This is a genomic window from Paenibacillus sp. 2KB_22 (assembly GCF_052115745.1).
Taxonomy (GTDB): Bacteria; Bacillota; Bacilli; order Paenibacillales; family Paenibacillaceae; genus Paenibacillus.
On sequence record NZ_JBFRHG010000001.1, the window covers coordinates 350,513 to 373,934 of the forward strand.

At 44.1% G+C, this 23,422-nt stretch carries 18 protein-coding genes; 4 read left to right on the plus strand and 14 right to left on the minus strand.

Translation table 11 applies throughout. The features are described 5' to 3' along the window. Positions 1 to 9: 9 nt before the first annotated feature. The gene (locus AB4111_RS01440) at positions 10 to 900 is read left to right on the plus strand and encodes a carbohydrate ABC transporter permease (protein WP_442029847.1); all 891 of its coding nucleotides are present in this window, start codon (positions 10 to 12) and stop codon (positions 898 to 900) included. A gap of 104 nt (positions 901 to 1,004) precedes the next feature. Here the strand turns inward: AB4111_RS01440 and AB4111_RS01445 are convergent, their stop codons facing one another. Together AB4111_RS01445 and AB4111_RS01450 are read right to left on the minus strand one after the other, a co-directional pair. Then, on the minus strand, positions 1,005 to 2,750 hold the full coding sequence (locus tag AB4111_RS01445; RefSeq protein ID WP_442029849.1) for a cache domain-containing sensor histidine kinase: 1,746 nt from the start codon (positions 2,748 to 2,750) through the stop codon (positions 1,005 to 1,007). Between the two features lie 28 nt (positions 2,751 to 2,778). Next, positions 2,779 to 4,395 (minus strand): helix-turn-helix domain-containing protein, encoded by a 1,617-nt coding sequence (locus tag AB4111_RS01450; RefSeq protein ID WP_442029851.1) that lies wholly within the window; start codon positions 4,393 to 4,395, stop codon positions 2,779 to 2,781. Between the two features lie 187 nt (positions 4,396 to 4,582). Between AB4111_RS01450 and AB4111_RS01455 the strand changes: the two genes are divergently transcribed. Beyond that, positions 4,583 to 4,858: a hypothetical protein gene (locus tag AB4111_RS01455; RefSeq protein WP_253435758.1), complete on the plus strand. Its 276-nt coding sequence runs from the start codon at positions 4,583 to 4,585 to the stop codon at positions 4,856 to 4,858. Between the two features lie 94 nt (positions 4,859 to 4,952). On the opposite strand, the gene AB4111_RS01460 is transcribed toward AB4111_RS01455, so the two are convergent. The 9 genes from AB4111_RS01460 to AB4111_RS01500 form a co-directional block, all read right to left on the minus strand. After that, positions 4,953 to 7,613: an ABC transporter permease gene (locus AB4111_RS01460; RefSeq protein ID WP_442029854.1), complete on the minus strand. Its 2,661-nt coding sequence runs from the start codon at positions 7,611 to 7,613 to the stop codon at positions 4,953 to 4,955. Next, complete coding sequence (locus tag AB4111_RS01465; protein ID WP_253435751.1) at positions 7,606 to 8,295, minus strand: ABC transporter ATP-binding protein; 690 nt, start codon at positions 8,293 to 8,295, stop codon at positions 7,606 to 7,608. The genes AB4111_RS01460 and AB4111_RS01465 overlap by 8 nt, the downstream gene beginning before the upstream one ends. 111 nt (positions 8,296 to 8,406) lie before the next feature. Further along, positions 8,407 to 9,678: an ATP-binding protein gene (locus tag AB4111_RS01470; protein WP_442029857.1), complete on the minus strand. Its 1,272-nt coding sequence runs from the start codon at positions 9,676 to 9,678 to the stop codon at positions 8,407 to 8,409. After that, positions 9,651 to 10,346 (minus strand): response regulator transcription factor, encoded by a 696-nt coding sequence (locus AB4111_RS01475; protein ID WP_442029859.1) that lies wholly within the window; start codon positions 10,344 to 10,346, stop codon positions 9,651 to 9,653. The genes AB4111_RS01470 and AB4111_RS01475 overlap by 28 nt, the downstream gene beginning before the upstream one ends. Positions 10,347 to 10,589: 243 nt before the next feature. Then, complete coding sequence (gene cydC / locus AB4111_RS01480; protein WP_442029861.1) at positions 10,590 to 12,317, minus strand: thiol reductant ABC exporter subunit CydC; 1,728 nt, start codon at positions 12,315 to 12,317, stop codon at positions 10,590 to 10,592. Further along, the gene (gene cydD, locus AB4111_RS01485) at positions 12,314 to 14,101 is read right to left on the minus strand and encodes a thiol reductant ABC exporter subunit CydD (protein WP_442031550.1); all 1,788 of its coding nucleotides are present in this window, start codon (positions 14,099 to 14,101) and stop codon (positions 12,314 to 12,316) included. The genes cydC and cydD overlap by 4 nt, the downstream gene beginning before the upstream one ends. A 53-nt stretch (positions 14,102 to 14,154) precedes the next feature. Next, positions 14,155 to 15,168, minus strand: coding sequence for a cytochrome d ubiquinol oxidase subunit II (locus AB4111_RS01490; RefSeq protein ID WP_442029863.1), 1,014 nt, complete (start codon positions 15,166 to 15,168; stop codon positions 14,155 to 14,157). Further along, positions 15,168 to 16,532: a cytochrome ubiquinol oxidase subunit I gene (locus AB4111_RS01495; RefSeq protein WP_442029865.1), complete on the minus strand. Its 1,365-nt coding sequence runs from the start codon at positions 16,530 to 16,532 to the stop codon at positions 15,168 to 15,170. Before AB4111_RS01495 ends, AB4111_RS01490 begins: the two co-directional genes overlap by 1 nt. 423 nt (positions 16,533 to 16,955) lie before the next feature. Beyond that, positions 16,956 to 18,350, minus strand: coding sequence for an MFS transporter (locus AB4111_RS01500; protein WP_442029867.1), 1,395 nt, complete (start codon positions 18,348 to 18,350; stop codon positions 16,956 to 16,958). Between the two features lie 109 nt (positions 18,351 to 18,459). On the opposite strand from AB4111_RS01500, the gene AB4111_RS01505 reads away from it, so the two are divergent. Both AB4111_RS01505 and AB4111_RS01510 read left to right on the plus strand, forming a co-directional pair. After that, on the plus strand, positions 18,460 to 19,335 hold the full coding sequence (locus AB4111_RS01505; RefSeq protein WP_442029869.1) for a LysR family transcriptional regulator: 876 nt from the start codon (positions 18,460 to 18,462) through the stop codon (positions 19,333 to 19,335). 30 nt (positions 19,336 to 19,365) lie between these two features. Beyond that, positions 19,366 to 19,932, plus strand: a complete 567-nt coding sequence (locus AB4111_RS01510) for a GNAT family N-acetyltransferase (RefSeq protein ID WP_442029871.1) — start codon at positions 19,366 to 19,368, stop codon at positions 19,930 to 19,932. 86 nt (positions 19,933 to 20,018) lie between these two features. On the opposite strand, the gene AB4111_RS01515 is transcribed toward AB4111_RS01510, so the two are convergent. The 3 genes from AB4111_RS01515 to AB4111_RS01525 all read right to left on the minus strand — a co-directional run bounded on the left by AB4111_RS01515 (position 20,019) and on the right by AB4111_RS01525 (position 23,228). After that, entirely contained in the window at positions 20,019 to 20,990 is a 972-nt protein-coding gene (locus tag AB4111_RS01515; RefSeq protein ID WP_442029873.1) for a hypothetical protein, read from the minus strand. After that, positions 20,990 to 21,481, minus strand: a complete 492-nt coding sequence (locus AB4111_RS01520) for an RNA polymerase sigma factor (RefSeq protein ID WP_105598749.1) — start codon at positions 21,479 to 21,481, stop codon at positions 20,990 to 20,992. Before AB4111_RS01520 ends, AB4111_RS01515 begins: the two co-directional genes overlap by 1 nt. A 166-nt stretch (positions 21,482 to 21,647) precedes the next feature. Continuing rightward, on the minus strand, positions 21,648 to 23,228 hold the full coding sequence (locus tag AB4111_RS01525) for a copper amine oxidase N-terminal domain-containing protein (protein ID WP_442029875.1): 1,581 nt from the start codon (positions 23,226 to 23,228) through the stop codon (positions 21,648 to 21,650). Between the last annotated feature and the right edge of the window lie 194 nt (positions 23,229 to 23,422).

Below are 23,422 nucleotides of genomic sequence, written 5' to 3' on the forward strand. Positions count from 1 at the left end.
ACTCACATTATGATCCATGATAAAAGTATGAGCAGACGTATATTTCTTATCTTAAACTACACTATATTGCTTCTAATTTCTCTCCTATGTATCCTGCCGTTTATCAACCTGCTGGCTGTTTCATTCAGCAGCAGCTCGGCTGTATCTGCGGGGAGTGTTACGTTCTGGCCTGTGGAATTTACGACAAAAGCCTATGAATTTGCATTAACGGGAGGATCATTTTTCTCCTCTCTCTGGGTGGCCATCCAGCGAACCGTTATCGGAACGTTGGTGAATCTGGTTCTGATCGTACTCACGGCTTATCCCCTCTCCAAATCCAAACAAAAATTAATGGGACGTAATATCTATATGGGATTTTTCATCGTAACCATGTTATTCAGTGGAGGATTAATTCCAACCTATCTCGTGGTCGTCAAAATGGGACTAATTGATTCCATATGGTCTCTGATCCTGCCCGGGGCTCTCCCCGTATTCAGTATGATTATCCTCATGAATTTCATTAGGGGTTTGCCCGAGGAGATTGAAGAATCAGCCATTATCGATGGTGCTGGTCCAGTTCAGGTATTGCTTCGGATTCTGCTCCCACTTCTTAAGCCCGCTCTCGCAACAGTTGGTTTGTTCAGTATCGTTGCCCACTGGAATTCGTGGTTCGATGGCATTATCTATATGAACAATCCAGCCAATTATCCATTACAAAGCTACCTGCAGACCCTTCTGCAAAGTTTTGAGCAAATTATGCTGAAATCCGGCTCGGATTATACGCAGCTGTTATCCATGATGAACGCCAGAACGGGACGCGCAGCTCAAATGTTTTTGGGTGCCATTCCGATTTTACTCGTGTATCCGTTTTTACAGAAATATTTCACCAAAGGTTTGGTGCTAGGTAGCGTCAAGGGGTAAACCAAAGGGCTTGCAGTTCATCTGCAAGCCCTTTGGTTCTATCTAAACTTATGTTTATGATCGCTGTACCGCATTATGAGATGCATAATTGAAAGTATGAATGACTATTTGGCTTCTATGATGGCAGGCAACAGAATGGAGAACTTGGTACCTTCACCTACTTTACTCTCCACCTGTATTCCATAAGGTTTCCCAAAATGAAGTTGAATTCGCCGCTGCACATTATGCAATCCAATCCCATTTGTTCCCGTACCTGCACCGGACTTTTCTTCCATGAGGTTCTGCATCGTATGATGATCCATACCAACGCCATTATCGCAGATTTCAATGACAACTTCATCCATCCGCAGTTGAATCCGAATGGTGATGATTCCGTCTTCCTCTAGCTCGGCCAGGCCATGAAAAATTGCATTCTCCACAATGGGCTGCAGGATCATTTTGGGCATCCGATAATCCAACACTCTATCCTCAATTTCATATCTCATCTGAATACAATCATAGTACCTGACATTCTGGATCGTTACATAATTTGCTATATTATCGAGTTCCTCATGAATCGTTACGAGGGTTCCATCGGATTTTGTGGCATAGCGGAGCATCGAGATTAGGGCATCAGTCATATCCACGATTTTGTCAGCTTGTTGCATCGAGGCGATCCATTTCACCGACCCAAGGGTGTTATATAGAAAATGAGGCTTGATCTGGTCATGGAGCGCACGCATCTCGGCCTTGGCTTTTTCTATCTCTTCCTGCTGCATCCGTTCGACCAACCGCTTCAACTCGTGAGACATTCTGTTAAATCGAATGGATAAATGTCCTATCTCGTCTCTTGAGCCAATAGGTTCGACTTGTTCAAACTGTCCTTTCTCAACTAGAGCGATATTCCGTAGCAGTTTTTTAATGGGAGTTGTGATCACGTGAGATAGAAAGATCGATATGACGGCAGCAAAAAGAACAATGACTATGGCGAGCGTCACCAGATTACGTCCCAATATTTTGCCATCAGCAGTCAACTCATCCAAAGGCATATATAAGTAAGTTGTCCATTTTTGCTGACTGAGGGGACTGGTCACCACGACATTGAGTGATTCAGGTGGACGAACGTTGTCCCGGAACAATGTCCCGATTAATCGTTCGTTCACGTTATATACGATCTTGTCATCCTCATCAACGATCATGAATCTGGAGCGTAGCCCTTCCTGCAAGTTTCGATTGACAATTTCGATGAATTTGATATCAATGCTGACAACGATTACACCAAGCAGCTCTCCACTAGACACATCATGAATTTTGCGAGCGTGCGACACTGCCAGTATTTTATTCTCCAATTGCTCGTCGATTCGTGTTGTGAGAGTAATGGTTCGATCATCATCATGCATGAACTTTTTAAACCATAATTCGTTCGCTACTTTGAAGTTCGGATCAATGGGTTGATGTGGGCTGACAAAAAGGTCCTGTCCCCCGTTCATATTGTAGAGGTAGATGGAGAACACACGATCTTTCATCATAATATAATTCATCAGAATATTGTATGCGGCAATCTCATGTTGTTCATCACCCTCTCGCAGGAAATCCTGGATCGGAAAACTCCCTTCATGAGTCGCAGACAGATTGTCACTAAGGCCATTGCTGGCTAGCAACGTGATTTTCTCAATCTCCTTGAGGAATTCGTCAATGCGAATATTCGTTTGTTTGGCCAGATCGTTTAATAACGTTGTATAATTCTGTGCCAATAAACGCTCTGAGGAGTAATACGAATTGATTGTCATCACCAACACGGGAAGGATAATGACGGTCATGCAGATCACCATAATTTTGTACTTAATTTGGAAGGGCTGGACATGCTTCATATGCTGCACCTCTATTCACCGATTACATTCATCCCTGCTGTAATTCGCGATATTCCTCAGGAGTGACCCCTACCGATTTTTTGAAAATCTTACTGAAGTACGTGTAATTATGATAGCCCACCTTTTCTGCGATTTCATACACTCTCATTCCTCTGCTCAATAGATACGCCTTGGCATGTTCAATCCGAACTCGGGTCAAGTACGTGATAAAGTTCTCTCCTCGTTCCTGTTTGAACACGCGGCTGAGATACGACGGATTCACACTGATTTGGCTAGCGATACTTTGCAAGGAGATATCTTCCGCATAATACTTATCGATCAATTCAGTGGCGAGATCGGTGTAGGAGCTTTCCTGTTTGATTTGGGAATCGGTTTGGAAGTAATACGCAATATGAGCAAGCATATCTTGGTGGATATCCTCCCAATACTCCCCCTTTAGAACAATTTCATATGGCGATTTCTCTGTTAAAGAAGGTGCACCTCTTTCCGTAGCTCGGGATAGATGGGAGTGTATCGTTTCCATTACCATGATATATTGCTTGCGAATGCTATTCTCATCCGCTCGTAGTTGCTCCAGATTGGATCGGATTCCTTCAAGGAATTCCTCCGCTTTTTTATTGTCCTTGCTTACCCACAACTTCAACAAATCTCGTTCTTGTTGCGGGCTTAAAGCTCCCTTAACTTCATGTCGATCTGGAGATTGAAGCATATGCTCGTAATACAATACCTGGTTGCTACCTGTGAAGAAACCTTCTTGTAGAGCTATTTCCGCCTCTTGGCAGGCCTTTTTGATGTGAAGGAAGTCGGGAACCATTGTACTTACCCCAGCCGTGAGCGAAAGATTCATAAAATCCTTAATGGAAGACAGCAATTTATTACATAGTTTATTTAAGTCTGCGTGTACCGTTTGGCTCTCAGGAAGTACATTGACGATCACCCAATATTCAGAAGAACTTTCAACAAAAATCTCCTTCTCCCACTTCGATGGAATGATCTCTTCCATAATATTAAGAATCGAAAATCGGAGCAGCTTTTCCCCCTTCTCGACATATTTCCGCTTTGCATCCTCGTAATAGTTCACGATGAATTTGATGACGACGAGCTGGTCCGAATGTATACGAAAATGCAGTTCTTCTGCTTTGGAGACGATATCCTCCCCACTGATGAATCCGCTTACAACATCTTGGAAGAAACTATCCTTTAGATATCTTAGGCTCTTGGAATAATCCTGTGCTATAGAGGGTGTGTTGGTTGGGTGAACATGTTCACTTTGCAGTTTCTGTCCAACAGTGCTCAGGAGTTCAATAAGGGAGGATTCGGTGATCTCGCTTTTAATCAAATAATCTGAAGCACCAAGTTTTAGCGCCTCTTTCACATAATGAAATTCGTCAAAATTACTCAGGATGACATACTTACAGGTTTTCAGTACGCAGGAGGCCTCTTGTATAAGCTGCAACCCATCCATAATCGGCATCTTGATATCTGTAATAATCAGATCAGGCATCACTTCAAGCGCAAGGCTCAATGCCTCTTTTCCATTTCCCGCTTCACCAACAACATAGAAATTGTACTCTTCCCAATTCAGCATGGAACGAATTCCAACCCGCATGAGCAATTCATCATCTACGATCATCAGTTTATACATGCGTATCCCCCAACATGAACCATTTTTAGATATTTTACCATTAAACGAAAAATTGCGAAGGAGTCTCGCGAACCTTCTTGGATTGTAGAAATCATAAATATCACTTTTACAGAACGTATGTTCCTGTTATAATCAGATTAACGTATTTTGTGCAGTATATAATCTCTACCTGGAAAGGATACATATCATGAATTTATACAAATTTGAATTAACGGTGAATGGATATCTGTTACGCGTTCATTTTAGTGCATCAGAAGAAAGTGGACTGAAATGGTGCAAACGAATTGCTTCTGAATTCCAGAGCAACGTTGCTAATTTGGAGGTTAAAGTTGATATACATAAAAAGCAAAAACAAAAGCATGCACGGGAATATCACGGTAAACCGTATCTATATGATCGAACTTTGAGGAAAAAGCCACTTGCGAAGAAAAATAAGGCGTCTGAATCATCTGCTGTTATGTAAAGGTGTTTATAAGACGTTCTTAAAACAAAAAAAGCCGCAATCTATTTATGCGACTTTTTTAAGGGATATACTATTTTATAGTTCTCCAGTTTCTCTAGGTTTCCTTTCTCAGTGCCTCTACAATACTCGTTTGGTTTAATCGATACATCGGCCAAGCTGTAGCAACGAGTGTTGTTGCTATGGCACCTCCACTAGCAAGAACAATACTGGACCATGGAATGGCCCAACCTACGTCGACAGAACCTTTGAAGAGATAATGTATCCCATAGCTCAGTACTGTTCCGAGTATACTACCGTATACTGCAGCGTACACGCCGTATAAAACACCTTCTAATAAGATCATTTTCCCAACATTACGCTGTGTCATGCCGATCGCTTTGAGCACCGCAAATTCTTTGGTTCGTAGAATGAGATTGGTGCTGACGGTGTTCAGTATATTCAGGAACGCAATCAGGACAATGACACCAATAAATCCATATAAAAAGATCTTGGCGGTTGTCGCGTCGTTTTTAGCTTGGGCGAGTTGCTGCACCTTATCTGTGTAGCTGTAACCTGCATCTTTTTGGGGCAGGGATTTGAGATAGTCCGTGATCGGTTTGTTGGAAATATCGGTCTTGGCAAGAATAAAGATTCTGGAGTACGTATCGTTACCTGTAACCTTCTCTACGACTTCGGGCGTAGTGATGAATTCAAGCACTGCACTCTCATTATAGTTGCTCGACAACAAGCCTTGATCAACAATTCCAGTTACCGTCAGTGTTGTGTAACTACGACCCTTCTCGTCCGAGTCCAAGCTGCGTACTTGGATGTGATCCCCAACCTTGAATTGGGTTTGATCCATAACGATCTGTCTGCCATCCTCTTTTGTCATTCTTAATTTCTGATTGACGATAACGCCATTTTCCCGGTTCATCTTCTCTTTGTCGATCTTACCAGCCGTTAGTTTGGATTTCAAAGCATCGAGTCCGTTATCTCCGTAGGATTCGAGGTAATTATTGTCTGTCCGGTACCCCTCTCCCTCTTCAACAGAGTACATTCCCGGACGGAGTTCATTATACTTGGGATTCACTTTTTCTTTCGGAAACATAGCCATCACTTGATGATTGTAATACGGATAAGCATGTTCTACTGCCTCAAGCTTATCAATGTCAGAATATACGGAATCATCGATCCGTTTGGAAGGTCCTTCATAGATTACCGAGTAGGAGTAATCGATACCTGATTGCGATGTCTGCCCAAGCAAACCAGCTAGTCCACTAAAGACGATATATAAAATCATGCTGACCACTATAGAAAAAGCGGTGATGCGGAAGCGCTTTTTGTTCCTCCTGATGTTTCGACTAGCAAACTGCCCTTCGATACCTAACAGTTTTCCCAGCAGCTTTGATTTCCGGACAGATGTTACGTTCTCGACATTCAGGCTACCCGAGCTATGAACCGCCTCAAGTGGAGATACCTTCGCTGCCAGTCTCGCAGGTCCGATAGCCGACAGATAAACAGTCAATAATCCCAGTACCCCCGCTATGATCAGGATTGGAAGGGAAATGACCATTTGCATATCATTCAGAAATCCCAACGCCAAAAAGCTGATGTTGTAAAACAGAAGTTTCATAAAAACAGTTCCCATTAATAATCCAATAGGAATGGCAATTAGACTAAGTATTGTAGCCTCTTTGAGAACTAATTTACGTATTTGTGATGGGGTAGCACCAATGCACCGCAGCATTCCAAATTGTGAGGTCCGCTCCAGAACAGAAATATGAAACGTATTATAGATCACTGCACTCGTACAACCCATAATAATAATGATGATTGCTGCGAATGCATATAACAAACTATGGTTTACACCTTCATAGGTGCTTTTGCCATACAACTTAAGCAGTTCATTATTATACTCAATACGAATATTTTTATATTGAATATCCTTATCCAATGCTACGGCAGAGCCTTGATCCACTTGGTCTAGCTTCAATGAAGATATTATCGCTTCCGCCTTCGCCTGAATCTGATTCATCGATTTCATTTTGACATAAATAAAATAATTTTTACCCGTATCGATGTTTACATTATCTTCATACGTGATGGCTGGTACGATGAAGCTGGAAGACCACGAAGCGTTACTACCTGTCTTCATAAATCCCACAACGGTGAATTCTCTCTCTTTTTGCGGACGAAAGCCTTCATCCAGATCCCAGCCAAAATCACCCAGACCATGGACAGGTTTGATCTCCCCCGTTGATGCGACCGTTCGTTCTCCCAGACTCAGAGTAATTGAATCTCCAAGCTTTGGTTTGGTCGCAAAACGATCCAGGCTCCAGGTCGAAAGAATAATTTCATGCGAATTTTGGGGCAGCCTGCCCGAATCCAGCTGAACCTGAAGCATGTTCATCGCATCCGCATCATAACCTTTGAGATTCAAATAACGATAAGGTGCTGCAAACGGATTTTCTTGTTTTTCTTTCTCACTCGTTTTGCTGATGACCGAATAACCTTCTCTGCTAATGATCCCAGCACTCTCTACGGATGCATTATTGACGACTTTTGAGACTGCTTCTCCAGGTAATCCGTTAAAAGAAACATGGTAATCCCCGTACTCTTGAACGGTTTGCCGAACCACCTTGTCTCTGAAGCTAAGGCCTATGGTTCCTATGGCTGTAAGTAGAGTCACAGACAAAATAATGCCAACGATCGTTAGTATTGATCTTTTTTTCTGCCCTAGCAAATATTTTTGGGTAAGACTGGTATACCTATTCACGATCTTTCACCCCTATTTGCTGCAAGAGTGTACCATCTTTTATATTTACAACACGGTCCGCTCTCTGGGCCACATTTAAATCATGTGTGATCATAATCAAGGTTTGATTGTATTTTCTGACGGAGAAGGTAAGCAGATCCACAATCTCTTTACTGTTCTTGCTATCCAGATTGCCGGTTGGTTCATCTGCCAGAATAATCGATGGTTTATTGATCAATGCGCGTCCAATTGCAGTTCGCTGCTGTTGCCCGCCTGATAATTGGGACGGAAGGTGCTGCCTTCGATCGCTGAGTCCCAGCACGCTCAATAATTCCTCAAGATAACCCTCGTCCACATGTTTATTCTCAAGCAGCATAGGCAATTTAATATTTTCTTCAGCAGTTAACACCGGGATCAGATTGTACGATTGAAAAATAAAACCGATTTTGCGTCTTCTGAACACAGCCAATTCATTTTCACTTTGAGAATACAGGTCTATACCGTCAATAATGACTTGGCCACTTGACGGTTGATCCACTCCCCCGAGCAGATGCAGCAATGAGCTTTTGCCAGATCCGCTGGCGCCCACGATCGCAACGAATTCTCCTTGATTGACGGACAGATTAACATCTCTCAATGCTTCCACCCTAGACTCAGCACTTCCGTATATTTTACATAAATGTTCGGTCTTCAAAATTTCCACCCTGTTGTACCTCCAGTTGTATGATTAACATTGCTTGATTGTTATTATAGGTGTGGAAGCTTACGTTGAAGTGAAGAAGAAGCTTACATTTTCGTAAGCTTCTTCTTCAGTCTACTCTTTTTTGAAAAACGAAATTCTGAATGTCGTTCCTTCTTGAGGCACACTCTCCACCGTAATGATGCCGTTTTGTTCCTCAATGATTGATTTCGTCAAAGCCAGACCTATCCCTATACTGTTGGGCTTGTTATGATTCTTGCCTTTATAAAATCGCTTGAAAATGTGAGGTATATCATCGGGATGAATACCTTCGCCGTTGTCCTGAATAATGATTGTATCAAACAGTGCGTTTTCCTCCAAATGGATTTGAACCTCCCCCTCTGCTGGGGTGTGTTCCAGTGCATTTTTTATCAAATTCATGACAGCTTCCTTAAGCCATTCTTCATCTGCTTGCACAAACGCATTCTCACTTCCGAGAATGGTTATGTTTTGCCGCTTCTGGTCAGCTACCGTCCGGAGTGAATAGACAACGCTCTCTACCATCTGTCTAAGCTCGATCCTTTCTTTTCGAAATCCAATTGCTCCCGCTTCGACTCGTGCCAGCTTGAGCAGGCTGATGATGAGCCATTCCATTCGATCAAGCTGCTGGCGACTTCGTTCCAGAAACGTCATTCTCATTTCTTCTTTCATCCCGGGATCATTCAGCAGATTTTCATTGAACACAATCAGAGAAGCCAGGGGTGTTTTGAGCTGGTGGGAAATGTCGGATAACAGATTGCGCAGGAAGGTTTTTTCCTGCCGGAGTAACTCCAGGCTGTTGGTTAATCTCCCAGCCATTGCATTGAAGCTCCGGCCAAGCGAGCCGAAGTCTCCATCCTCTGTCTCAGGCAGTTTTTTATCGAATTGCTGTTCCACAACCTGCTCCGCCGCATGAGAAATGGTTCTGATTTTCACAAAAAATTTACGATACTCCCACAAAAGCAATACCATGAGTGGGATCAGGAACAACAATACTTGAACCGCTGTTTTCAAGGGTAATGCTCGTCCTGAAAGAGCCGGCTGCTCTTCTAAAGGCATGCCCTCCTGATAACCGTATTGTGCAAGGATACGTTGCCCCTCAGCGATTTCATCGGTCTGGGCTCCTTGGGTAACAAAGTGAATCACCTCATTCTCCAACTGGGGATCTTTCATCAACAGATGTCCGATCAGGGCGCTATTTTGATTCACGATGGTTGTATTGATGCTATCAACTTGATGCTGCATGTATAAAAACATCATAAACGACAAAAGAACTTGCAGAGCAAGTACTTTAATGACGAGAGATTTCCACTCTGGATTTCGCAGGACTTCGATCATGTTCATTTCCCTGTAACTTCCACGTTCCATTTATATCCGATCCCCCGAACGGTTACGATATACTGCGGTGCTGCAGGAATATCTTCGACTTTCTCTCTTAATCTGCGGATATGGACAGAGAGCGTATTATCATCAATGAAGTCACCCGAGAGATCCCAGAGATGATTCAGAATTGAACTTCTGCTGCATATCTGCTTCGGATGAGAGATCAACATCAATAGTAGTCGATATTCCAGTGCCGTCAGTGTAATTTCACTATTGTTTTTGAGTACAGTTCCTTCTAAAATACGCACCTGGATGTTATCGGATATCCATAAGCTTACTTCTTGTTTTCCCTTGTTGTTACGTCGTAATACGGCTTTAATTCGTGAAATAAGTTCTTTGGTTCGAACAGGCTTGGTTACATAGTCGTCTGCTCCGAGATCAAGCCCTGCGATCACGTTCGCTTCCTCATCCAAAGCCGTCAAAAAGATAATGGGCACTTGCGACGTTACCCGAATCTCACGGCATAGTTGATATCCCGATCCATCAGGCAAAGTGACATCCAACAAAATCAGATCGATCGACTTTGCCTGCAGTGCCTGTCTAGCTTCTTCCAAGCTACCCGCCACCACGACCTCATATCCTTCATTGGACAGTGTATACTGCATACCAAACACCAGATTTTCATCATCTTCGACGAGTAATAAGCGATTCATCGTACACCTCAGCTCATGCTATTTTGAATTTGCTTTTATTTCATTTTGATTATGGAGTTCCTGCGTCATTATACATCATTTGAGCCCATACACGTGAATGTTTGCCCACTTAATGATTATTTTCAATAGATAGACAAACAGACTAAAGAACGGTTCACTGATAATAACAGATAACATCAGTGACCATTCTTTAGCCTGTGTTGAAATACTTCTGACACCACGATCAGGACTGATCTTAGATTCTTACGCCCCGACGTCTCCAATCATTTGTCGTTCAATTTGTTTCATCTCATAAAAGTATCCTTTTTGCTCCATCAACTCGGAGAAAGAGCCCAATTCCACAATCTTACCTTGGTCCATGACCACAATCCGATCCATCTCTTCCAGTCCCGTCAGCCGATGGCAGATCAGGAGAAAAGTATCTTCGGCAGCTTGTGCAAGAAGATGCTGGAGCACATGTTTCTCTGTGACGTAATCCAGCGAAGAAGTTGGTTCGTCCAGCAGCCATAACCGTCCTTTGCGCAGCATGGCTCGTGCAAGAGCCAGCCGCTGTTTCTCGCCATCCGACAGGTTCTCTCCTTTTTCATATACCATGTCGGTCAATGATTTATTCGGCAGTTGCACTTTATCCAGCACATCCGACAATTGTTCATCCGAATGTTCTTCTCCGCTCAGAAGAAGGTTGTCCCGGATGGTTCCCCGGAAGAAATGGCTTTGCTGCAACACAACATTCGCGTTTTGCCAAATGCTCTCTTCATTTAATTCCTGAATGGGAACATCGTTTAACCAAATATCGCCAGACGTTGGTATACGCAGCTTGAGTAACAAATCGATAATCGTTGACTTGCCTGACCCGCTCGGCCCGACAATCGCTGTTTTGGAGCCTGCTGCAAGTTGCAGGGAGAGCTCCCTCAGCGCGGGTCTCCATTCCCCTTCATATTGGAAGTTAACACCGGATAGTTCAATAGAAACCGCCTGATCGGCTGACACTTCACCGCTTGGCTGTACAGGTAACACATCGGAGGTTGGCACCGTTTCCGCCAGTCGCTGAGCGGCGTGTTCGCTGTCCTGCTTATATAGAGGTAATATAGCCATTGCCGCAGCTTCTTCGAACACGGTCTGCGTGGCCAGGATCAGCATGGCGAGAAATACACTGGCAAACGCTCCATTCACAATTAAAAAGGCGCTCAGTGCCAGCACTCCCCATGTAACAAGATACGTCACAAAAACGTGCATAGATTGCCCGCACAGCAGGTGCGAAGCGGCTTGCTTCTGTTCCGTTGCCAATGCAGCGGAAGCTTGCTGAAGCTGTTGCTCACGCTGTTCCAATTGGCCGTAGACTTTCAAATCCCTGAAACCATACAATACTTCGGTTACTTCCGTGGACAGCAAAGCTCGTTGCTGGCGGACACGTCCGTGTATTTTTCGCTGTCCCAACAAGACAAGGCCTGGTACAACAAATGCCGTAATCAGCATGCCAAGTACTAACAAACACGCAATCCAGATTGAAAAGGCCGAAGTGAACAGCATGGTTGCCAAGAACACCATAACAACAATGATGGGTGGATATGCGACCCGTAAAAAGTAATTTTGCAAGCTTTCCACATCGCCCACGATCCGCGCAAGCAGATCCCCGCTTCGGTTTTTGTTCAGTATACCGGGCGTTACCGGGATCAGTTTGGCAAAAAAGGACGTCCGCAAACGGCTCAGCATGGAGAATGTTGCCCTGTGCGAATACAAGCGTTCTCCGTAGCGGCTTGCCGCTCGAAGGAAACCAAGCAGTTTCACCATGGAAGTGAGTACAATTAAGGTGTACAGAGGTGGCGCAAATACCGTTTGCGATATCATATACCCACTCGCGGAAAAGAGAGCTACACCTGCTATGCCGGCGATAAATCCGCCCAATATCGAAAGTAAGATATCTTTGCGCTCCTGAATCATCGCTTTTGACAAAATCGTCAGCTCGCTCATGCTAACCCTCCTTTCCGTTGTACATCTACCATCTCCGCATATTGAGGCAGGCGCGCCAGAAGCGCTTCATGATGTCCTGAATCCACCAACACCCCATTGTCCATAAACAAAATGTTGTCTGCATGTTGAATCGTATATAAACGGTGTGCCACCGTAATCATCGTTGCCGTTTTGGCTAATAACACAATAGATTGTTGCAGTACCCGCTCGGTGTGAAGATCCAGTCCAACTGTGGGTTCGTCGAACAAAATAACGGCTGGTCGCTTCAGAAAAGCTCGTGCCAAGGCAAGTCGCTGCTTTTCCCCACCAGATAGCCCCCGACCACCTTCACCAACAAATGTATCCAGTCCCTGCTCCAATTGTGCAACAACACCAGCAAGCCCTGCTTCCTCTGCCGCCTGCTCAATTTCAGCCCTGGATACGTTCCGACCCGCGCCAATCGCGATATTTTCGGCAAATGTACCTGCAAAAATATACGGATGCTGTGTAATGTAGCTAACACGCTCGAACCATGCAGCCTCATCATGTTGCAAAAGCTGGCTTCCGTTAACCAGAACCGCTCCCGAATCTGGTTTCAGCAAACCGGCAATGAGATGCAGCAGCGTGGTTTTACCTGATCCACTTTTGCCTACAATAGCAATCTGTTCTCCCGGTCCAATCGAGATTGGTCCTGTCTCAAGTCCAAAGGAATCAGGTGTGTACTGGAACCGGACATCCTTCAGTTCAATGGTTGGTGGCATTGTTATCAACTCGGCGCGAGTTGTACGTAACTTGTCCTGCTGAACCATTAGATCGTTTGTATCACCGATAGGTGTACCCTTTTCGACTTTCTCATCTACGGTTGGTAAACTTGCGCCACTTGTCTCCGCAAGCATCTGTTCCACCTTGCGAATCGCCCCCATACTGGTTCGCCCGCTGTGAAAAGCCGTTCCTGTATTCTTCAATAGACTGTAAAACTCAGGGACAAGCAGCAACACAAGAAAGGCCGTGTGGAAGGACATCGATTTGAAAACCAGTAACTGAATAGCCAGTTCAAGCGCGACAATACCAATGCTTAACATCACGATTGATTCCAGCATAAACGTATTTGTAAATGCAATTTTCAAAATGCCCATGGTAGCATCACGATACCCCAGACTGCTGCGTTCAATTTCCTGTTGCTGACGTTTAGCCCGTCCGAATATTTTTAACGTAACCAGCCCTTGAAGCGAATCCAGAAATGTTCCGGAAAACTCAGCCAGTTGCGCGTATTTTTCTTCTGATTTGTTCTTCGTCTGGAGCCCAACCAAGATCATGAACAGCGGGATAAACGGTGCCGTAAACAGCATAATCCAGCCTGTATTGGCGTGCTGCGTAAACGTAACGACGAGAATCAGAATCGGGATCATCGCAGCTTCCATCATACGCGGCATGTACTGACTAAAATAACTGTCGGCCTCATCCACAGCATCCAAAGCAACACTTACCTTTCCTCCCGTCTGTCCACGAAGGGTTGAAGGCATGGAAGCGCGGGTCAGGTTCTGCAACACAGATGCTCGCATATTCGTCTTGGCGCGTGCTGCTATATGCAAGCCCACTTTCCCATTACCATACGACAACAGTGAGCGTACAGCCATAACAACCAGTAATAGGCCGAGCAACAGCATCACTGATGAGAAGGAAGCTTTATCTACAAAGATTCGCTGGACTGCTTCAGCCACCAAGGTGGCCTGGCTTACAATAGCTACACCAAGGGCCAGAGAAATGATCGCAAGGAGCAGCCTGTTTGTTCGTTGTAAAGACATTTGCTGCGCGATCAGATTGGATTTGACTTTTCTCTTCACCGAAAGCTCCTCCTTTATTTTTTCCCTTTCACATAATCCGCATCAAACAGGAACAGTTTGAAGACCAGAATAAGAGAAGGAATTAACAGGCATAGCCCACCGATAAACACAACCACTAACGCAAAGCCCATAGCTGGCGGTGTTGCACTGCTCTGAATCGTGATGTATGGATCAAGAATATAAGGATACTGCCCAATGCCATAAGCGAAAAAGGCTGTGAAAAATTGCAGCATGATGAAAATAAAAGCTAATCCGTAACGGCGTCCGTTATATAACAGCCACATGGCAATCATGAAAAATGCAACGGATAGCGCCAGCAGCCACCATAAATCCATCATGTTTTGAAAATGACGCTCATTGTGTTGACCCAAATAGATAAATGCAGTCAGCGCGAGAATAATGGTCGGTGTGCTCCAGAACAAAGCATAGTTCCGCATCAGCTTCAATGCCGAATGATCCTCTGCCCGAGAAGCGTAAAATGTGAGAAATGACCCGCTAATGAACAATACCGACACGATGGCTAGACCAACGATGCTCCACGATAATGGATTCGTAAACAGCGCCCAGTAATCCAGAGAAACGGTATCCCCCTGCTTCAAAATAAAGCCACCTTCAGACAATGTCAGTGCCACAGACAACGATGCTGGAATAAGCAAACCTGTAGCTCCGTATAAAAACAGATATACGATGTTATTTTTGGAACCATAATTCTCAAAGGCGTAGAATGAACCACGAATGGCAAGCAAAATGACGGCAATACTTCCCGGAACAAGCAGCGCGGAGCCATAATAGTAAGCGGTATCCGGGAAAAATCCAACGATGCCAATATAGAAAAAGACAAAAAATACATTGGTGATCTCCCAGACCGGTGATAGATAACGGGAGATCAGACGATTAATCAGGTGATCCTGCTTCGTCAGGCGTGCATAAAAGGCGAAGAAACCTGCTCCAAAATCAATGGAAGCTACAATAAGATAGCCATACAAGAACAGCCAGAGTACGGATATACCAATTAATTCATAACTCATCAGGCCTGCCCCCCTTTCGTGGCTGATTGATCATGCTTCTCTTTCAACCATTTCTCCATCTCAAGCTCAGCAGGATTATTATTGAACAGACGTCTCAATACGAGAACACAGATGACGCCGAGCACGATGTATAGAAGCAAGAACACGAAAAATAAAATTCTTACACTTGGTGAAGAAGTAGCGGCCTCTTCCACTCGCATATAACCTCGGATGATCCATGGCTGCCGCCCGATCTCTGCATAGAACCAGCCCATCTCAACAGCCAGAAAAGCGAGCGGTGCACTGAGTGCAACCATACGAAGCATCCACTTGTTAAACTGATTACGTTTCTTCCAAAACACAAACACGAAGTACAAACTTGATATATCGAGTAGAGCAAAACCTATTCCAGCCATTAGATCAAACAAATAATGCACAAGTAATGGTGGATGTTCATCTGGTGGAAATTCGTTCAGCCCGGTTACCTCGGCGTTAAAGTCTCCAAAAGCAAGGAAGCTGAGCACTTTGGGCAAATGAAGTGCGCCTATAATTTCATGTTCAGCATTCAGCCATCCTAATAAAATCAAATCCGCTCCGCTTTCTGTCTCGAAATGCCACTCGGCAGCTGCGAGCTTCTCCGGCTGATGCTCAGCCAAAAACTTGGCAGATACATCTCCAGCTAAGGAATTTAATAAACTGAAGACCAGCACAACCGCCATCATGAGGTTCAAGCCTTTTTTGTGATAGGCCGACACCCCTTTTCTCAGCATCGCAAAGGCTGCTATTCCTGCTAACAAAGCAGCTCCTGTGAGATAAGCCGAGCTTAATACATGAAATACTTTGGAGAACGTGGCCGTATTCAGCATCGCTTGTACAGGATTCACTGCCAAGAATTGACCTGCTTCCATGACAAAACCTTCAGGCTGGTTCATGAATCCATTTACTGTCGTGATAAAAACAGCAGACATGCCTGCCCCGGCGACAATCGGAATGGTCAGCAACCAGTGGATATACGGATTTTTGAACCGATCCCACGTATAGAGGTAAATACCCAAGAAGATCGCTTCAAAAAAGAACGCGAATACTTCCATAAATAGTGGCAGTGCAATAACATTACCGGCCAATTTCATAAAATTCGGCCACACCAAGGCCAATTGCAGCGATATCGCTGTACCTGTCACCACACCAACTGCCACAGATATGACAAATCCTCTGGACCACCTCTTTGCCATAAGTATGTAATGGTGATCTTTCTTCCGAATGCCGATGAACTCTGCAATAGCAATCATCAAAGGTACACCGACACCAAGCGTTGCAAAAATAACGTGGAATCCGAGTGTCAAACCAGTCACCAGTCTGCTCCATAACACCGTATCAATAGCCATTCTTTATGTTGCCTCCTTTCAAACTCTGTTGATTTTTAGTGATAAACTCTTGCTTATGATCAGGTCTGCTACTCACTGGTTGCATTTAATATCAGTTTAGGACGTTCCTGTAGTTCGTGTGTTTAGGATAAGAGAAAAATTTCACAAAGTACGATACAACGATATCTTGCCACATGTACTTTGCGATTACTCCTGTTGATACCTGATATTAAATGCATAGAAAATGCTATGCGAGACCTATTAATCAAAATTATTATATCTTCATTTTTACCTAATTCAATCAAAGTCACGTCTTCTACCCTAAACGTTCAAGAAAGGATCAACTCTTTCTGACAACTTGGTGAAAAACAAAAAATACACCCAATGGAGCTATTGATTCATTGGGTGTAAACGTGGTATTGCAAGGTGGATTCACTATTTTATTTACTTGCTTACTTGCTCTGGAATCACCGCACCTGCCTCGCGACGTACGCTCATGATGATCAGTGATGCAGCTAATAGCGTAAGGATGATTCCAAGCATCTGAAATCCTGTCACATTGAATGTATCTCCCATAACAATACCAATCAATAACGATGATATGATGGTCCCCAGGTAGCGTGATGTATTAAAAATACCCGATGAAACACCTATCATTTCTTTGGGTGTGCTTTTGAACAGAGCTGCTTGCATGCCAACCGCGTTTAGACCGTTACTTATGCCAAATAAAGCTAAGGCAACAATGACAACAAAGATTGGAGAAGTTTCATTCATGAAAACGATGAATACAGAGCCAATGGTCATTAACCAAGCTGATACGATTAAAGCTGGCCGTGATCCCGATCTGTCAATCCAGCGCCCTGCGATCGGAGCAATAATGACTGAACATAACCCCAAAGCCAGCATGCTCATTCCTGTATGAACTTCGTTGAGATGACGTACCTGCTTCAAATACGTAGGAACTCCAAAAAAAAGTGCGTAAAACAGGATGTTTACCAGCATGTATTGCACATTCACCCAAGTCATCTCGGGATATATTGCAAACGTTCGCAGAGGGATGAATGGCTTGGCTGCTTTTAATTCATGCCGGATGAACATGACAAGTGTAATTAACCCGATCCCTCCTGTCAGCAGATGCCATGTAGAAATATTTTCTGTGGAATTTACTGACAGTAATCCGATGAGCAGAGTCACCAAAGCTACCGTAAACATCAGGATACCCGGTGCGTCAATTAACGCAAGCCATTGCCGAATGGCCATGTGCCCAGAGATAGACGGAGATTGCTTGTCCTTCGGGATTGTTTTCCAGGCGAACCAAAAGCTTGCCAAGACAAACGGAATATTAACGAAGAATATGCTGTGCCAGTCCCACCAATGAATCAAAACTCCACCAATAAAAGGTCCAATTGCAGCCGCTCCAGAAAGGAATATCGCCAAGGTGGACAAGGCGGAGGCTTGTTTTTCAGTCACGTTAATTCTGACAATCGCCATTCCGACGGCTACCATCATGCTTGTGCCAATCGATTGAACGATCCGGAATACGATGAGCCACGAAAAACTGGGAGACCATGGAGCTAGCATGGACGATACAAAAACAATAACAAGACCCATGAGGAAGATCTTCCTGCGGCCAAACAAATCACTACACTTGCCCATGACGGGTTGAGCAACAGCACTGGCAATGTAAAATGATAAAATGATCCACGAAATGGCTGTAAAACCAAGTTGGTACACTTGTTGTAGCCTGGAGATTGCCACAGAAATCATGGAGGAATTCAACGGATTCAACATAATTCCGAGTCCAACAGCCAACATCAATCCTTTATTTCGAACATTCATCGGTGCATCACTCCTTCTTCTGCTGTCATCTTACTAGAAAGTATTCATTTATTCCAACGCATTGTATGTTATGATTTGATGAACTTGAAGGAATGAAGGGATGTTGCATATGGAGCTTCTTCAACTAAAATATTTCCTGACGGTGGCCCGATGCGAACATGTTACGGAAGCTGCGGGAAAGCTGCATGTTACGCAATCCTCTCTGAGCAAAACGATACAACGATTAGAGGATGACCTGGGAGTCCCTTTATTTGATCGAATCGGGAGAAAGCTGCGACTTAACGATTTTGGAAGAACATTTCTTCGCCGAACTGAAAAAGCCTTATTTGAATTGGAACAGGGACAACGGGAAATAGGCGACCTCTCCAACAAAGATCAGGGTACATTGCAATTGGCAGTGACTACGGCCAGTACTTTGCCAGGTATACTACGAGAATTTCGCAAAAATCAACCGGACATTCAGTTCCATGTGCAAATGGTTTCGTTAGAGAACATGTCCAGACTTCTACATCGAGGCGAGGTGGACTTTTGTCTCTCCTCCCCTCCGATTGAAGGTGAAGATATTGAATGTCAGATACTATATGACGACCCGATCGTAGTTGCTGTTCCTATGGGTCATCGATATGCAGAACGAAGCAGCATTCAACTAGCCGAGCTTAAGGACGAATCGTTTGTTGGGGTAAAACAAGGCTATGGTGTTCGTGATATGGTGGATTCCATATGTCAATCCGTTGGTTTCCTACCGAAATATGTATATGAAGGTGACGAACCTGCACGATTAACAGCCCTTGTTGAAGCGGAGATCGGTCTTGCTTTTATACCTAGCACAGCCACAAACCCGCATGAGCGTATTAGATATCTTCAGGTAGAGGAACACAGACTCGTTCGGGAAATTGCTCTACTTTCGCACAAAAACAGATATATTTCCAAAGCCGCTTTAGAGTTTCGCAGCGTGGTTATAGACTTTTTCAGTGCTATGCCATGAGCATAAATTCAATCCAGAGGAGATGTCGTTTTGAAATTAAAAGCTGAAAAATTTGATCATATTTCAGAGACAGAACGATTAATAATCAGACCATTACAGAAAGACGATTATGAGAATTGGTTGAATGAATTTGAAAACCGCTTGCCCTCCCAGCACCGCCATGATAAAGGGAAAATGGATATGAGTGAATGTACACTGGATTGGTTTCATGATCTGGTGGATCGACACCAGGAGTTAGCGCGTACAGATGCGGTTTATGTATTTGGTGTCTTTAGAAAGGAAGATGGCACACATCTGGGTATGGTTGATATTGCTACGTTGGCGAGAGATGATTTTCAATGGGGAAGCTTCGGATATACGATCCATAATCAGTATTGGCGAAAAGGTTATGGCAAAGAAGCTGTGAATAAGGCTCTACATATTGCATTCGAACATTTGAAATTCCACCGTATAGAAGCCCATATCAATTTGGATAATACCCCTTCTGTGAAGTTAGCTGAAAGCGTTGGTATGGAGTTTGAATGTGTACGTAAAGGTTTCATACACGAAAATGATGAGTGGACCGATCATTTGCTGTATTACAAGAATTCTATTTAAAAGACTCCACCGATAATCCAAAGAGCGAACAAAGCACTTTCGTGCCCAGTTCGCTCTTCTTCATGCATCCGTATCGCTGTGGAACCTTACTCGCCCAAGCTGTTCCAGAAGGATTGAAACGCGCCTTTCTCAACTTCGAGAAATGCAGGAACATTACCGTAACGCACCAGACCTTCACCAAACAGAACCAGTGGAACCTGTGTTTTATCTTCCAAGGTGAGATAGATCATCTTGCGATCTTCTTTGCCGTAGAGGTTCTCTTCCAATTCCGGACTCGTTGCAATTGGTTTGGCAGCAGATAACGCAGAGATGAAGCTTTCCAGTGATTCATCCGCTGCTAACGGCTGAAACTGCTGCTTTCCGTTGTTCCAGCTATCAAACGTCTCCCATTGCGCCGAGGCAACGTTGCCATCGAGATGCAGCTTACCGATCAGGTCGGCACCCGTACCAATGGTGATCCCGTTGTTCTTGTCGAATAGTTGTGCATACACTTGACCATCGATCTCGGTGTAAGACATGATGCGGAAGTCCTTATCGTAGCCATTCACCGCATAGATGTCTGCTTCGCCAATGTTGGAAGCAAGCTCTGTGTATTTATCCTGACCACTCAGCTCATTGATGCCGCCAGTTGTTGTGCCAAGCTTCTCGCCACGCAGGTCGAGTGCATTTGCACCTTCAAGCAATGTTGGGGACTGTGTATATACGTTCCCTCCATATACAACCAGTTGCATCATATCTGCCATCGCGCCTTTCCCTTGTGAATCGGACAACTCCATCTTCGGAATCACAATCGGATCGAACGACGCGCCTGGAGTCACCTCTGCCACCTGAGGAGTTGGTTCGGCTGGTCCATTGAATTGCTGCCATACACTCGGCGCAGCCAATCCAATGCTGGCAGCGATAACAACACTTGCTGCAATGTATAATGGTTTGCGTTGACGTTTTGGCCCCTGATGTTGCGTGTTCAAGGATTGCTCTACCCGTTTTTTCATTTGTTCGTTTGTTTTCATATGATCCACCGCTTTCTTGTAGTTTTGTTTGAATTGTTCTTCGTTCATTACAGTTCCTCTCCTTCTAGCTCCAGTTTTAACAGCTGTCTTCCTCGTTTTAATCTCATTTTCACTGCTGATTCGCTAATCTCCAGGATCTCGCTGATTTCTCGGATTGCATAATCTTCGTAATAATACAGATGAACCACCGATCTATACTTGACGGGCAGTGACAATACAAGTTCAATCAGCGCGTGATCTTCAGGGTTGTCCGTTGTAAGAGGATCGACTCCCTCCAGTTTGACCTCCCGCTTGCGCCAGCCTCTGCCTAATAAGGATTTGCAATGATTGGTGATGACCCGAATCAACCATGCTTTCTGATGCTCTGCATCGTTGAATGTAGGGGCTTTTTCTATTAGTTTGATGAAGGTATCCTGAGTGGCTTCCTCCGCGTCTTCCCGTCTGCCGAGGTGCACCATGGCAATTCGGAACAGCGTATCCGCGTATGTCTCATAGACTTTCATCACATGATCGCCCAGCTGGGGCACTGATCGCTGCATGGTTGTTATGCCCTCCTTTATACCTCTAACACTCTTACGGACGGCATTTGGTCACATTTTGTTTTGGATTTTTTTTCGTTATGCCTTTCATTCCAATTAAAAAAAGAAAGCAGCCCCGTTTAGGAGTTGCTTTCTTCATGTTCATCAACAATTGTATATTTACCAACTAGAATTTTTTCTGTAAAAGCTCGATGTTATCTTCCAAGCTGCTATCCAGCTCTACGCCAACCTTCTGCAGTTTGTTTTGGTAATATGTCTTCACATCATCCCATTTATAGTACGGATAGGTCTTTGTTTCAATCGGGAACGCGATTTCTTCTTCATTTCTAAGCATCTTTACGAGTACATCCTTACCATTGGAATACAAGATCCATTGGATGTTTGCCCCCATCGGTGAGATGACCGAGCCATTCCAGTTTTGGGTCACATCTTGCGGTTGGTCGATACTCACATTAGCTCCGGCGATATCCAGGAATGAAGATAGTGGGATCATGGTTTCTGCGTGAGCAAAACGAAATATACCAGCCGTGTCTTTCTGCTGAATGGACTTTTCGGTAGAGACGATTAATTCTTTGACCAGGGGTGCTATGATATTCTGCGGCAGATCCGTTGACGTTAAGGATGGACCTTTTTCATAAAAGTCATTAATATTGTCAACGCTCTCGTACCACTTTAACTGATTGGTCGTAAAATACCGCCCGAATTCAAAGTCACCTTCTCCTTTAATATTCGAAGATATAATGTACAGCTCGTACAAATTAGAAGCTGCTTCGGTTGGGTTGCTGAGCTTCACTTTCCCTTTCTCATCCTTCAGTTCGAACTCTCCAGAATTCAATCTCTGATAAAAGTCTTCAGAGAAAAATTGCAAAAGGACCTCTTTTGCATAACGCGTTCCAGTGCTCTGTGTGACATAATCCTCGTATAACTTAACCCAGTCTCCATCTTCAACGTACTCGTTATACTTCGTAGCCAAGTCGTAGGGCCGTAGATAGGGGTCTTTCCCTTCTTCAAAGGCTGAAGCCAGAATGTCTACCTTGTTATCTCCCAAGCTTTCCTTTAATCCATCAATAAACTGATCTCTGCTCTGGGGCGTTCGATCTTTGAAGGTGGCCTGAGCGATTACTTTTTTATCTGATGTGAATAGTTCTTTGAAGTTCTGCCCGACTCTGCTTCCTATTCCTTTCAGCTCTTCTCCACCCGTAGTGGATAACAATCCATAATGGTCTTTTTCAACCTTCATCAGTTTGCCAATTTCCTTCTTCAGCTCTTTGCCCAGATTGGTAGCCTGCCCATCCTTCTCAGCGATGTCGAGCAGTTCAAAGAGCGTCTTGTCGTACTTGGCACCGGATAGATGTCTCGAACCGTGTCTACCTATGTAGTTAATAAATACGGGTTCAAATCCATTAGGAGCTTTTGTATAACTTGTTTCCTTAAAAGGGTATGGCGTTTTGGTACCGTGGTATCCCTGCTGACCGTTAATTTTTGCTCCAACAAATACCGATTGGGTATTGTTATCCCAGTCTACCTCTTGTCCCAATGCTTCCCCAATCGCTCTTGCCGGTACATAAGTGACCCCATTGTAGAGAAATGATTCACCTTCCATCTTTTGTCCGTTCACGACCACATTAGCCGATTGTTCAGCAACTTCGATCATGCGTTTGGAACCTGCACCATATACGTCAAACATACTCACAGACGTTAGCATGGTGAGTGATACGACTGAAATCCCGATTTTTTTGATCATCATATTGATTAGTCTTCTCCTTAATCCGCCTATATTGGTTTATTTTCGCTCATCACACTATAGGCGAGAAATGTCTGGTCTGTATCCATCCTTTGTTAATTGATTGTAAAAGAATACATATAAATATGGACGTAAACGTGCATAACGAAAAAGAGCCGCTCATTTCGCGACTCTATCTCTTCATAACAGCATGTGAT

Excerpts from the sequence above, each read along its gene's own strand:
- AB4111_RS01475 (WP_442029859.1), bottom strand. The coding sequence starts at position 10,346 with ATGAATCGCTTATTACTCGTCGAAGATGATGAAAATCTGGTGTTTGGT.
- AB4111_RS01440 (WP_442029847.1), top strand. The coding sequence starts at position 10 with ATGATCCATGATAAAAGTATGAGCAGACGTATATTTCTTATCTTAAAC.
- AB4111_RS01505 (WP_442029869.1), top strand. The coding sequence starts at position 18,460 with ATGGAGCTTCTTCAACTAAAATATTTCCTGACGGTGGCCCGATGCGAA.
- AB4111_RS01525 (WP_442029875.1), bottom strand. The coding sequence starts at position 23,228 with ATGATGATCAAAAAAATCGGGATTTCAGTCGTATCACTCACCATGCTA.
- AB4111_RS01515 (WP_442029873.1), bottom strand. The coding sequence starts at position 20,990 with ATGAACGAAGAACAATTCAAACAAAACTACAAGAAAGCGGTGGATCAT.
- AB4111_RS01500 (WP_442029867.1), bottom strand. The coding sequence starts at position 18,350 with ATGAATGTTCGAAATAAAGGATTGATGTTGGCTGTTGGACTCGGAATT.
- AB4111_RS01490 (WP_442029863.1), bottom strand. The coding sequence starts at position 15,168 with ATGAGTTATGAATTAATTGGTATATCCGTACTCTGGCTGTTCTTGTAT.
- AB4111_RS01450 (WP_442029851.1), bottom strand. The coding sequence starts at position 4,395 with ATGTATAAACTGATGATCGTAGATGATGAATTGCTCATGCGGGTTGGA.
- cydC (WP_442029861.1), bottom strand. The coding sequence starts at position 12,317 with ATGAGCGAGCTGACGATTTTGTCAAAAGCGATGATTCAGGAGCGCAAA.
- AB4111_RS01445 (WP_442029849.1), bottom strand. The coding sequence starts at position 2,750 with ATGAAGCATGTCCAGCCCTTCCAAATTAAGTACAAAATTATGGTGATC.
- AB4111_RS01520 (WP_105598749.1), bottom strand. The coding sequence starts at position 21,481 with ATGCAGCGATCAGTGCCCCAGCTGGGCGATCATGTGATGAAAGTCTAT.
- AB4111_RS01495 (WP_442029865.1), bottom strand. The coding sequence starts at position 16,532 with ATGGCTATTGATACGGTGTTATGGAGCAGACTGGTGACTGGTTTGACA.
- cydD (WP_442031550.1), bottom strand. The coding sequence starts at position 14,101 with ATGTCTTTACAACGAACAAACAGGCTGCTCCTTGCGATCATTTCTCTG.
- AB4111_RS01470 (WP_442029857.1), bottom strand. The coding sequence starts at position 9,678 with ATGGAACGTGGAAGTTACAGGGAAATGAACATGATCGAAGTCCTGCGA.
- AB4111_RS01455 (WP_253435758.1), top strand. The coding sequence starts at position 4,583 with ATGAATTTATACAAATTTGAATTAACGGTGAATGGATATCTGTTACGC.